General features: G+C 41.9%; 11 protein-coding genes. All 11 read left to right on the top strand.

The features are described from left to right. Positions 1-2 precede the first annotated feature (2 nt). The 11 genes from AC25Y5_RS04610 to mutS all read left to right on the top strand — a co-directional run bounded on the left by AC25Y5_RS04610 (position 3) and on the right by mutS (position 12,762). Positions 3-869: a helix-turn-helix domain-containing protein gene (locus tag AC25Y5_RS04610; RefSeq protein ID WP_488139317.1), complete on the top strand. Its 867-nt coding sequence runs from the start codon at positions 3-5 to the stop codon at positions 867-869. A gap of 49 nt (positions 870-918) precedes the next feature. Continuing rightward, on the top strand, positions 919-1,497 hold the full coding sequence (gene pgsA / locus AC25Y5_RS04605) for a CDP-diacylglycerol--glycerol-3-phosphate 3-phosphatidyltransferase (protein ID WP_488139316.1): 579 nt from the start codon (positions 919-921) through the stop codon (positions 1,495-1,497). Between the two features lie 14 nt (positions 1,498-1,511). Further along, complete coding sequence (locus AC25Y5_RS04600) at positions 1,512-2,765, top strand: competence/damage-inducible protein A (RefSeq protein ID WP_488139315.1); 1,254 nt, start codon at positions 1,512-1,514, stop codon at positions 2,763-2,765. A 175-nt stretch (positions 2,766-2,940) separates the two neighbouring features. Then, positions 2,941-4,002, top strand: coding sequence for a recombinase RecA (gene recA / locus AC25Y5_RS04595; RefSeq protein ID WP_488139314.1), 1,062 nt, complete (start codon positions 2,941-2,943; stop codon positions 4,000-4,002). A gap of 339 nt (positions 4,003-4,341) precedes the next feature. Continuing rightward, entirely contained in the window at positions 4,342-5,901 is a 1,560-nt protein-coding gene (gene rny, locus AC25Y5_RS04590) for a ribonuclease Y (protein ID WP_482100507.1), read from the top strand. Between the two features lie 64 nt (positions 5,902-5,965). Beyond that, positions 5,966-6,763: a TIGR00282 family metallophosphoesterase gene (locus AC25Y5_RS04585; protein ID WP_488139313.1), complete on the top strand. Its 798-nt coding sequence runs from the start codon at positions 5,966-5,968 to the stop codon at positions 6,761-6,763. An 86-nt stretch (positions 6,764-6,849) separates the two neighbouring features. Continuing rightward, complete coding sequence (locus AC25Y5_RS04580) at positions 6,850-7,122, top strand: stage V sporulation protein S (RefSeq protein ID WP_067211081.1); 273 nt, start codon at positions 6,850-6,852, stop codon at positions 7,120-7,122. A gap of 193 nt (positions 7,123-7,315) precedes the next feature. Next, positions 7,316-8,857: a tRNA (N6-isopentenyl adenosine(37)-C2)-methylthiotransferase MiaB gene (gene miaB / locus AC25Y5_RS04575; RefSeq protein WP_488139312.1), complete on the top strand. Its 1,542-nt coding sequence runs from the start codon at positions 7,316-7,318 to the stop codon at positions 8,855-8,857. Further along, positions 8,857-9,288 (top strand): YlbF/YmcA family competence regulator, encoded by a 432-nt coding sequence (locus AC25Y5_RS04570; protein WP_482100510.1) that lies wholly within the window; start codon positions 8,857-8,859, stop codon positions 9,286-9,288. The genes miaB and AC25Y5_RS04570 overlap by 1 nt, the downstream gene beginning before the upstream one ends. Before the next feature lie 123 nt (positions 9,289-9,411). Further along, positions 9,412-9,966, top strand: coding sequence for an outer spore coat protein CotE (gene cotE / locus AC25Y5_RS04565; protein ID WP_488139311.1), 555 nt, complete (start codon positions 9,412-9,414; stop codon positions 9,964-9,966). Between the two features lie 231 nt (positions 9,967-10,197). After that, positions 10,198-12,762, top strand: coding sequence for a DNA mismatch repair protein MutS (gene mutS, locus AC25Y5_RS04560; RefSeq protein ID WP_488139310.1), 2,565 nt, complete (start codon positions 10,198-10,200; stop codon positions 12,760-12,762). Positions 12,763-12,766 lie beyond the last annotated feature (4 nt).

The raw sequence follows: 12,766 nt of genomic DNA, 5'->3' as shown, positions 1-12,766 counted from the left end.
TGGTGACCGGATTAGGTGATCGTCTCAAGCAGGCGAGAACGGATAAAGGTTTCACGTTGGAAGATTTACAGTCAATCACGAAAATACAGAAACGGTACCTTTCTGGTATCGAAAATGAAGATTACAGCATGATGCCCGGTTCTTTTTATGTAAGGGCGTTTATAAAACAATATGCAGAAGCAGTGGACCTCGACCCGGATGAAATGCTTACTATGTATAAGGACAGTTCTCCTGCCGTGTCTCCTGAAGATGAGGCAGGTCAGTTACCTTCAACGACATTAACACGTAGAAGGGGCTTGAAAAGCAATACACGGTTAAATGAAATTATGCCAAAAATTATCGTTGCTTTGTTTATCATCTTCATCTTGGTTGTTGTCTGGACCCTTTCTAAAGGTACATCAGATACCTCGTCCGGCGCGGATATCATAGAGACCGAACAGCCGGTAACGATGGAAAATAGCAAACAGGATCCATCTAAGGTTGAAAATGGTACGACAGACGAAGAGCCTGTGGAAGAAGAACCTGAACCTGAAAAACCACAACAGGCTCTAGCTTTTGAAAGTGCAAGCGGAGAGACGTCGATGTATGACCTTACTAATGCTGAAACGTTCAAACTTGAGATTCGTTTAAACGGAGGTTCTTGGATAGGCGTTAAAGATAATACCGGTAAAGAATGGATGACACCCGCACGCATCATGAACACGGGGGAAACGATTGAATTTGATGTGACGGCAACAGAATCCGTCCGAATTCGGGTAGGACGTCCTAAGTCAACTGAAATCTATGTGAATGGCGAACTACTTGAATATGGCGTAACGCCACAGGATACTGTTCCACAAAACATAATGATCAAATACACGAAAGAATGATAGTCATCTACTTCAGATGACTATTTTCTTTGAAAGGAAAGTGTTCTTAATGAATTTACCTAATAAAATAACAGTATCACGTGTCCTACTTATTCCAGTTTTCATGATTTTTATGCTAATCGATTTTGGCATGGGCGATATCGCAGTGGCTGGAACTGAAATGATGAAAGAACATTTAATCGGCGGACTCATTTTTATCATTGCCTCTATAACGGACTGGCTCGACGGTTATATCGCTAGAAAAAACAATCTCGTTACAAATATGGGGAAATTTCTAGATCCACTTGCAGACAAGTTACTCGTTTCGGCGGCTCTTATCATACTCGTTGAGCTTGGTATAGCACCTTCTTGGATTGTGATTATTATTATCAGCCGTGAATTTGCTGTGACAGGTTTACGACTTATCCTTGCAGGCGGCGGGGAAGTTGTAGCGGCTAACCAACTTGGTAAAATTAAAACAGTTGCACAAATTCTAGCAATTACTTCACTATTGTTGAACAATATATTTTTCGAATCGATTGGCTTTCCTTTCGGTGTAATTATGCTTTATATCGCATTGGTGTTTACAGTTTGGTCAGGTTTTGACTACTTCTATAAAAATAGAAAAATTCTGTTGGAGTCAATGTAAGGAGGTGGATGGATATGAAAGCAGAAATAATTGCAATTGGTTCTGAATTGCTGTTAGGACAAATAACGAATACAAATGCCAAATTCATTTCATTGAAACTTGCCGAAATAGGCATTGACGTCCATTTTCAAACGGTCGTGGGCGATAATCCTGAGCGTTTAGATGAAGTGATTGAAATTGCAAGGAAACGAGTAGATATTTTAATTTTCTCCGGCGGACTGGGACCGACGAAAGACGACATGACAAAAGAAACAATAGTGAAGCATATTGGTACGACACTTGTCAGCGATGATGATGCGCTTCGCCATATCCAACAGTATTTTGAACGTAGTGGTCGGATAATGACCGAGAATAATAAAAAACAGGCACTGGTCTTCAAAGGCGCTAAAGTATTGACTAATCGGAATGGCATGGCTCCGGGAATGGCGGTAGAGAAAGAGGGTATACGCTATCTTCTCCTACCAGGTCCACCACATGAAATGGAACCGATGTTTGAGCATGAGGCGATTCCATACTTGTTAGGTCTAACAGGGAAGCATGAAGTCATTACATCTAAAGTATTGAAATTTTATGGTATAGGTGAAGCGGAACTTGAGGACCGGATCCAGTCCATTTTAGAAAAACAAACGAACCCAACAATTGCACCGTTGGCAACAGCGGATGCAGTGACATTGCGTATTACTGCAAAAGCGGCAACGAACGATGCAGCGCTACAAATGATTGCTCCTGTAGAAGAGGAAATCCGTTCTCTAGTGGGCAATTTCATCTATGGGGTGAATGAAGATACATTGTCTTCCAAAGCTGCTGAACTTCTAATCCGAAATGGTTGGACATTGGCGGCAGCGGAGAGTTTGACTACTGGCCTATTCATGTCCGAACTCGCTATGGAACCAGGAATCAGTTCGTCACTAGAAGGCGGCGTTGTTGTCTACAATGAAAAAACTAAAATGGAACAGCTCGGTATTGAGCAGTCTCTATTGGAGGAATATGGCGTTGTGAGTGCGGAATGTGCGGCATCTCTTGCAGAGAACGTTAAACGAAAGTTCAAGTCAGACATTGGTATTGGACTCACGGGTGCTGCTGGTCCGGATCCACATGATGGTAAGCCAGCGGGAACCGTTTGGATTGGTATCGCCTCCTCCAATGGAATTACAGTAACACACAAATTATTTTTGTCGGGTTCAAGAAACGTAAATCGTCTCAGAGCAGCAAGATTTGCGACCTATTATCTTATTAAATATCTCACGGCTAAAGAAAGTCAAAATTAAAGTTTAGCTCCTGTTCTCATTTAAAAATGCGATTTACCCCTCTATTCTCACTTAAAACTACATTTTATAAAAAATAGTCGAATAAATGTTCGCTTTTATATTGAGTATTTCTCATTAAAGGAGTATAGTAGGGGTAGTAAGAAAAACAGAACATCACCTTCAGGGAGGAAATAATTTGAGCGACCGTAAAGCGGCATTAGATATTGCATTAAAACAAATTGAAAAGCAATTCGGTAAAGGATCCATTATGAAACTGGGTGAAAAAACAAACCTGGAACTTGAAACATCTTCGTCAGGCTCCCTTACACTGGATCTTGCACTCGGTATAGGTGGATATCCACGGGGACGTATCGTTGAAATATACGGACCTGAAAGTTCGGGTAAAACGACAGTTGCCCTCCATGCCATCGCAGAAGTGCAGGCTGCAGGAGGAACAGCGGCATTTATCGACGCTGAACATGCGCTCGATCCGCTTTATGCACAAAAATTGGGTGTCAACATCGATGAGTTGCTACTTTCTCAGCCTGACACGGGAGAGCAAGCACTTGAAATCGCTGAAGCACTCGTACGAAGTGGCGCTGTCGATATTTTTGTAATCGACTCCGTTGCTGCACTCGTACCTAAAGCGGAAATTGAAGGGGAGATGGGTGATTCGCACATCGGATTGCAAGCCCGTCTTATGTCCCAAGCTTTACGTAAACTTTCAGGTGCTATTAATAAATCCAACACGATTGCCATATTTATTAACCAAATCCGTGAAAAAGTAGGTGTTATGTTCGGTAGCCCGGAAGTAACACCTGGGGGACGCGCATTGAAGTTTTACTCTTCTGTTCGGATAGACGTACGACGTGGAGAAGCTATCAAACAAGGCAATGATATTATGGGAAATAAAACACGAATTCGCGTTGTTAAAAATAAAGTTGCACCGCCTTTCAAATTGGCGGAAGTTGATATTATGTACGGAGAAGGAATTTCAAGAGAAGGCGAAATTGTCGATCTTGGTGCAGAATCCGAAGTACTTCAAAAAAGTGGATCATGGTATTCATACGAAGGCGAACGAATGGGGCAGGGACGCGAGAACTCGAAACAGTTCTTGAAGGAAAATCCGGATATCCGTGCGGAAATCTCCCGCAAAATTCGTGAATCATATGGACTCGATGGTGCAAAAAATGTCGTTATTGCCAATGACATAGACGAAGAAGACGAAGAGCTAGAACTACTTCTTGATAAAGAATAACAGCGTTTAATAACCGATTTGTCCTTTACTTTGGACAATCGGTTTTTTTATGCTGAGGGCAAGGGAATGGGAGATTACCATTTTGAAACTGAAAGTGAGAAATCCAATGGTATTATCAAATATAAAACCTGTGTTAGTTGTAAAATGCAGGAATAAAACCTGCAATTAATTCATTGAATAATGCGTTCTGAAGACCTCCGTATCCTTGACATGTCAAATTTACATAGATACAATTAGAATTGTATAATTTCATACCCTTTAAATGATTTTGGCAGTATATTGTACGTAGATATATGAGCCGACTGAAAATGAAAAGAATAGCAGGAGGAGGTGAGCTGGATGTTAGTAGAATTTATCATCTTCGCTTTGCTCGGTCTGTTCGTCGGTGCAGTTGTTACCTATATCTTTGGTAAGAAAGTGAATGATTCAAAAGTGACTGGTGCCAAGAACTCGGCAGAACAAATCGTCGAAGAGGCGAAGCGTGAGGCAGAGTCTCTTAAGAAAGAAGCACTACTAGAAGCGAAAGATGAAACTCACAAACTGAGAATTGATGCGGAATCAGAGATCCGTGAACGAAGGGCGGAACTGCAAAAGCAGGAAAGCCGTCTTTTACAACGGGAAGAAAATCATGATCGCAAGGATGAAGCTCTCAATAAAAGAGACTCAGGTCTGGAGCGTAAAGAAGAAGCGCTTACAGGAAGACAACAGCTTATAGAACAGATGGAACGCAAGGCAGAAGAATTAGTAACGGTTCAGAAAACTGAACTTGAAAAGATATCATCACTGACAAGAGATGAAGCAAGAAGGCTCATCTTAAGTGAAGTAGAAAAAGAACTTGCTACAGACATCGCTGTCATGACGAAAGAGTCTGAACAACGTGCAAAAGAGGAATCAGATAAGAAATCGCGTGAAATTCTATCTATTGCTTTACAACGATTCGCTGCAGATCATGTTGCTGAAACGACTGTTTCGGTCGTTAATCTGCCGAATGACGAGATGAAAGGCCGCATCATTGGCCGTGAAGGACGAAACATTCGAACGCTCGAAACGTTGACAGGAATTGACCTGATCATCGATGATACACCGGAAGCTGTCATTTTGTCAGGATTTGATCCGGTACGTCGTGAAACTGCACGACTGGCACTTGAGAAATTAGTGGCAGATGGACGGATTCATCCGGCACGCATCGAAGAGATGGTTGATAAATCTAGACGTGAAGTGGATGAGCTCATCCGTGAAACTGGAGAGCAGACAACGTTCGATATCGGAATTCATAATTTGCATCCAGACCTTATCAAAATCATCGGAAGACTGCGTTTCCGTACAAGTTATGGTCAAAATGTTCTGAAGCACTCAACAGAAGTTGCTTATCTCGCGGGATTATTGGCAGCTGAACTTGGAGAAGATGTTACACTCGCACGACGGGCTGGACTACTCCATGACATCGGAAAAGCGATTGATCATGAAGTTGAAGGCAGTCACGTAGAAATTGGTGTAGAACTAGCAACGAAATACAAGGAACACCCTGTCGTTATAAATAGTATCGCCTCCCATCATGGGGATACAGAAGCGACATCGGTAATTGCGGTACTCGTAGCAGCAGCAGATGCATTATCAGCTGCAAGACCGGGAGCACGTAGTGAAACACTTGAAAATTATATTCGTAGACTGAAGAAGCTTGAAGAGATTTCTGAATCGTATGAGGGTGTGGAGAAATCATTTGCAATCCAAGCTGGACGCGAAGTCCGAGTGATTGTTCGTCCAGATCAGATTGATGATATTTCAGCCCATCGTCTAGCGAGAGATATTCGGAAACGAATTGAAGAAGAACTCGATTATCCAGGTCATATTAAAGTAACGGTCCTCCGTGAAACACGTGCGGTCGAATACGCAAAATAGTAAAAAAAGGGGTTTCCGTGATTTCGGTCCGGGAACTTCTTTTTTATTGGGAGAGATATTTTAAATGAAAGTATTATTCATAGGTGATATTGTCGGTTCGCTTGGTAGGGATATGATATTTGATTATTTACCGCGCTTAAAAAGAAAGTACAACCCTGATGTCATTATTGCCAATGGTGAAAATGCAGCAGCTGGAAGAGGCATTACAAAATCAATATTTGACGAGTTGTTACGCGCAGGTGTGGATGTCATAACAATGGGTAATCACACATGGGATCAGAGAGAAATCTATGATTTTATAGATGATACTGATTATCTAATACGTCCAGCAAACTTTTCAGATGAAGCACCCGGTAAAGGGATGACAACGATTTCACGTAATGGCGTTACATTGTCCATCATTAATCTACACGGACGGGTATTTTTACCTCCACACGGAGATCCATTTGAAAAGGCGGATGAACTGGTAGCAGAGGCGAGAGAAATCTCCCCGCTTGTCTTCGTCGATTTTCATGCTGAAGCAACGAGTGAAAAAATAGCTATGGGTTGGCATCTTGATGGGAAAGTGTCAGTAGTTGTAGGGACGCACACGCATGTCCAGACGGCGGATGATCGCATTTTACCAGGAGGTACAGCCTATTTGACTGACGCAGGTATGACGGGCCCGTATGATGAAATACTAGGCATGAAAAAAGAGGATGTCCTCTATCGTTTCAAAACCAATTTACCAGTCCGTTTTGAAGTACCTAAATCGGGACGTTCCCAGTTAAATGGACTTTTTGTGGAATTGGATGATGAAAAAGGGCATGCTGTAAAAGTTGAACGTGTTTCTATCAATGATGACCGACCTTTCAAAGGATGATTCGCGTCTAAACGTAACCTCCGAGTCATAGGATGGTTTATGGAGATATCTGTTCCATAGACATCGAAAAATAAGGAGGAATTATGTTGAATCCATTGAAAGTATCATCTCGCTCGAATCCCAATTCCGTTGCTGGAGCACTCGTTGCAGTTATTCGGGACCAGGGGTACGCAGAAATGCAGGCAGTAGGTGCAGGTGCATTAAATCAAGCTATAAAAGCAATTGCAATTGCACGAGGATTCGTCGCTCCTAGTGGTGGTGATCTCATTTGTGCACCGGCCTTCACAGATATCGAAATTAATGGTGAGGGACGAACAGCATTGAAATTGCTTGTTGAAAAGCGACAGCGCAATATGTAAATTAGAAAAGTTGAGACCACAGGAAGCCACTATTTTCCTGTGGTCTTTTAGTTGTTTAAAAATAAAAAGCCTTGTGGAACTGTGACAATCAATCGACAAAGCAGACTCACTCTTGTATAGCCGGTCTATAATTAGATATAATGAAACAATATGTTTAAATTCCCACATTTACGTGGGAAAGGGGGCAATTTAAATGAGTGAAGAACAGCGCCTGAATGCCGGGCTTTTGGAACCGGCTCATGTTAAACCGCCAGAAAAGGACTATAGCCAATACTTTCAGACAGTCTACGCACCACCATCGTTGAAAGATGCGAAAAAGCGTGGCAAAGAAGAAATTGCCTATCACGATGATTTCAAAATTGACGAACGTTTCCGAGGAATGGGAAACAATCGGAAGTTTTTTATCAGAACGTTTGGCTGTCAAATGAACGAACATGATACAGAAGTAATTGCAGGTATTTTAATGGGGCTTGGTTATGAGGCTACAGTAAATGTAAAAGAAGCAAATCTTATATTGCTCAATACATGTGCCATACGAGAAAACGCTGAAAATAAGGTTTTTGGAGAACTTGGACACTACAAACCTCTTAGACAGAAGAACCCTGACGTCCTGATTGGCGTCTGCGGATGTATGTCCCAAGAAGAATCAGTTGTGAATAAAATCCTAAAAACGTATGATCAAGTTGATATGATTTTCGGTACACATAATATTCATAGACTTCCCAACATTTTACATGAGGCATACATGTCAAAAGAGATGGTAATCGATGTTTGGTCAAAAGAAGGGGATATCATTGAGAACCTTCCAAAGGTCAGACATGGTAATATCAAGGCATGGGTTAACATCATGTACGGGTGTGACAAATTCTGTACCTATTGCATCGTTCCTTATACACGAGGCAAGGAACGCAGCAGGCGACCACAAGACATCATTCAAGAAGTTCGACAGTTAGCGGCAGAAGGGTATAAGGAAATAACATTGCTCGGACAGAACGTCAATTCTTACGGGAAAGACTTTGATGATATCGGTTACCGTTTCGGTGATTTGATGGGCGACTTACGAAAAATCGATATTCCGAGAATTCGTTTCACAACAAGCCATCCCCGTGATTTCGATGACCATTTAATCGAAGTGCTTGCTAAGGGGGGAAATTTAGTCGATCACATCCATCTTCCCGTCCAATCCGGTTCAAGTGATATATTGAAAATTATGGCACGCAAGTATTCACGCGAACACTATCTTAATCTAGTCGGGAAGATTAAAAAAGCGATTCCGAATGTAACGTTAACAACGGACATTATCGTTGGATTCCCGAATGAAACGGACGAGCAGTTTGAAGAGACGATGTCCTTATATAGAGAAGTCGGTTTCGATATCGCCTATACGTATATTTATTCACCAAGGGAGGGTACACCAGCTGCAAAAATGGTTGACAATATCCCAATGGCAGTGAAAAAAGAACGTCTGCAGCGGTTGAATAATCTTGTTAATGAATTATCCGCGGAAGCGATGAAACCCTACAAAGGAAAAGTCGTGGAAGTGTTGGTTGAAGGGGAAAGTAAGCGGAATCCAGAAGTGCTAGCAGGATATACATCGAAAAATAAACTGGTGAATTTCAAAGCACCCCAATCGGCAATTGGAAAAATTGTAAACGTAAAAATAATAGAGGCCAAAACGTGGTCACTCGACGGTGAATTCATCGGCGTTGTAGAAAAGGAAAAGGTGATGTCATAATGGAAAAGATTTATACAAAAGATGAAATTATTGCAAAAGCACGCGAAATTGCACACATGATTGCCAACACGGAACAAGTTGAGTTTTTCAAACGTGCGGAAGCACAGATTAATGAAAACCAAAAAATTCGTGAAAACATTGCGAGCCTGAAGTCATTGCAAAAACAGGCCGTCAATTTCCAACAGTATGGTAAAGAAAAAGCTTTAAGTATTATTGAAGGTAAAATCGAGAAGATTCAAGCAGATATCGATGAAGTTCCTATCGTCCAGGAATTTAAACAATCACAAGGCGAAGTGAATGATTTACTTCAACTCGTATCGAATACAATTGCAAATACAGTCACGGATGAAATCATCGAAGCGACAGATGGCGATGTGCGACGAGGCGAAACAGGTTCTTATGTAAAAAACACAACATATGAAAAACTATAATCAATCATACCAATCGGCGGAAATAAATTTTCTGCCGATTTTTTTCACTCTCTGGGCTTCTGTTGCATAGAATGGATTGAAGCGAATGGAGGAGGAATTAAACTGAAAAATTTACGCCAGATTGTGACGAAGACGGTTATTGCCAAGGGGAAGAAGCGGACCGAAACGACGGTGTCACTTAAGCCGCCGAATAGTCCCACGAGTATACTCGGCTGTTGGGTCATCAACCATACACATCAGGCGAAGAAGGTTGGTAAATACATCGAAGTGAGTGGTAAGTTCGACGTCAACGTTTGGTATTCCCATCAGGATCATTCAAAAACATCTGTATTTACAGAGTCAATACCTTACAGAGACAAGATTCGGCTACATTATAGAGATGAACCGACGTCGGGTCACGAAGAGGTAATTGTAGATGTCATCCAGCATCCGAATTGTACAGAAGCGGTCATTTCGGAGAGTGGTGAGAAGTTCCAAATCACAATTGAACGCGAATTAATGGCAGAAGTCGTTGGAGAAACTAAAGTATTAATTACGATTCATCCGCAAAGTTTTGAAGAAGAATGGAAAGTCACTGATGAATCATCCTCACATGATGAGGGACATAAATCAGCACGTGGTCAAGGTGGCCCTTCTGGACATGATGGTAAAAAAGGAAAAGAATCATCCTCATTTTGAGAGCCGGAGAACACTACCGGCTTTTTTTGGTTTTTTTACGTTAAGATGAAAAAGGGAAAACTGATCGCTTAGATTTTTGAAGACCATAAAAATCACGCAGAATTTGGGCTCTTCGTATTAAGGATTTGCTTAGAATTCCGCAAAGCCCGCGTAATTCACGCAGAACCTGGACCCTTCGTTGTCCAGGTTTGGTATAATAATAAAAAATAGTAAACCTAGTGAGGTTAGAGAATGACAACACATACACCAATGATTCAGCAATATTTAAAAGTAAAAGCAGCGCACGAAGATGCATTTTTGTTTTTCAGATTAGGCGATTTCTATGAATTGTTTTTCTCGGATGCCGAGAAAGCATCTCAAATTCTTGAAATTACGTTAACGAGCCGGGATGCTGGGAGTCGTGACAGAATACCGATGTGCGGCGTTCCTTATCATGCGGCTGCAGGTTACATCGAGACGCTTATTAGTAAAGGTCATAAAGTGGCTATTTGTGAACAGACAGAAGATCCGAAGCATGCGAAGGGGATTGTAAAAAGAGAAGTCGTCAAAATCATTACCCCCGGAACAATGACTGAAGGAAAAACAATTGACGCGAATACCAATCACTTCATCGGTTCTGCTGATAGTATAGGCGGCAACAGGTATGCGCTGGCTTATCTAGACTTGGCAACCGGAGAGGGAAAAGTAGAGTGTGTAGAAGGCGACGAGCGGACGTTAATTGCCGAAATTGAGGCACTTGGCATGAAAGAGGTCGTTGTCGATGAAAGACTGCATCTCACGCTCGATGGCAGCATGGCGAAACGCAATATTATGTTGTCTATTGAGTACGGTGAAGAGCAGTTTGAAACGAGAGATTTATTCGACGCGGTTCCATTCGATGTCACAGGGGCATGCAGCATGCTTGTTTCCTACGTGAAGCGCACGCAGAAAACGGCACTTGATCATATACGTCCATTTGAATTTTTGCAAAAACAAGCAAAACTATCGATTGACGCTAATTCAATGCGTAATTTGGAACTCATTCAATCCATTCGGAGCGGAAGTAAAGAGGGTACGCTTTACTGGTTGCTTGACGAGACAGTCACAGCGATGGGCGCTCGTAAATTGAAAATGTGGATCCATCAACCCTTAGCCGAAAAAAGAGAAATAGAAAATCGGCTCAATGCAGTAACTGATCTAATTGAAGAGTTTTTCCTAAGGGATGAATTGAAAAATAGCTTAAAAGAGGTCTACGATTTAGAGCGGCTTGCTGGACGAATCTCAATGGGGAGCGCAAGTGGAAGGGATTTAGCGCAACTTCGGAATTCCTTGAGACGAGTTCCTGCTATCAAAGAATCACTTCATCAATCCGATCGGTCATTGCTTCATCAGTTCTCTGAAAGAATTGATGGTTGTGATGAAGCATTGCAAATACTCGAAAACGCAATCGCCGAAAATCCTCCATTATCCGTTAAAGAGGGCGGCATTATCAAAGATGGATATAATCCATTACTAGACCAATACCGGGATGCTTCAAGGAATGGTAAAACATGGCTTGCAGAACTTGAACGCTTAGAACGCGAGCGTACAGGCATTAAATCTTTGAAAATAGGGTATAACAGAATTTTCGGCTACTATATCGAGATTACGAAATCCAATATCCATCTTGCAGACTTAGAGCGATATGAAAGAAAACAAACATTGGCCAATGCAGAACGGTACATAACCCCTGAACTGAAAGAAAAAGAAGACCTTATTTTAAACGCGGAAGCAGATGGACAAGAGCTTGAATATCAATTATTCAGTGCGGTTCGCGATTCCATGAAAACGCATATTCGGCATATCCAGCATCTTGCAAGCGTCCTGAGCGAACTGGATGTCCTTCTTTCATTCGCAGCGGTTTCAGAAAAACGCAACTACGTGAAACCGGTATTTCATGATGGGAAATCGTTAGAAATTAAAAATGGGCGTCATCCCGTCGTTGAGAAAATGATGGACCATTCTCTATACGTACCTAATAACTGTAAATTGAGTGATGAAGCGAATATGTTGCTTATCACTGGTCCTAACATGTCGGGTAAAAGTACGTATATGCGACAAGTAGCACTCATTGTCGTTATGTCACAGATTGGTTGTTACGTCCCTTGTGATCAAGCATTACTGCCAATCACTGATCAAATATTCACGAGAATCGGGGCCGCGGATGACCTGGCTTCAGGACAGAGTACATTCATGATGGAAATGATGGAATCACAATATGCCATCGCTAATGCAACGGCGCAGAGCCTCCTCCTATTCGATGAAATTGGACGTGGCACTTCTACATATGATGGTATGGCACTGGCGCAGGCCATGATGGAGCATATTCACGATGAAATTGGAGCAAATACGCTGTTTTCTACCCATTACCATGAACTGACCAATTTGGATAACGAACTATCCCGACTTGAAAATGTCCATGTCGCTGCAATGGAACAAGATGGTAAAGTCGTCTTTCTCCATAAAGTGATGGCAGGTCCGGCAGACAAAAGTTACGGTATTTACGTTGCGGATCTTGCAGGCCTTCCTGAAACAATCCTGAGTCGAGCAAAAGCATTACTGGATACATTTGAAAATGTGAAAAACCAAACAGTTCGCGAAGAGCCGATCCAATTGAATTTTTTTGACTTAAACAATGAAGAAAAAAATGACCATTCAACTGAAGAGCGGGATGTGCTATCGGATATAGCCGGGGCGGATTTAATGAATATGACGCCGCTTCAAGCGTTGCAATACGTGCATGGATTGAAAGAAAAGCTCGGCACTAAGAAAGGGTGAGACC

It is taken from the genome of Sporosarcina sp. Y1011 (assembly GCF_057669885.1).
This window is presented reverse-complemented; position numbering and strand designations above follow the sequence as displayed.

Bases quoted from the DNA above. Each gene is read 5' to 3' on its own strand.
- pgsA (WP_488139316.1), top strand. From the start codon at position 919: ATGAATTTACCTAATAAAATAACAGTATCACGTGTCCTACTTATTCCA.
- AC25Y5_RS04600 (WP_488139315.1), top strand. From the start codon at position 1,512: ATGAAAGCAGAAATAATTGCAATTGGTTCTGAATTGCTGTTAGGACAA.
- rny (WP_482100507.1), top strand. From the start codon at position 4,342: ATGTTAGTAGAATTTATCATCTTCGCTTTGCTCGGTCTGTTCGTCGGT.
- AC25Y5_RS04585 (WP_488139313.1), top strand. From the start codon at position 5,966: ATGAAAGTATTATTCATAGGTGATATTGTCGGTTCGCTTGGTAGGGAT.
- miaB (WP_488139312.1), top strand. From the start codon at position 7,316: ATGAGTGAAGAACAGCGCCTGAATGCCGGGCTTTTGGAACCGGCTCAT.
- AC25Y5_RS04570 (WP_482100510.1), top strand. From the start codon at position 8,857: ATGGAAAAGATTTATACAAAAGATGAAATTATTGCAAAAGCACGCGAA.
- mutS (WP_488139310.1), top strand. From the start codon at position 10,198: ATGACAACACATACACCAATGATTCAGCAATATTTAAAAGTAAAAGCA.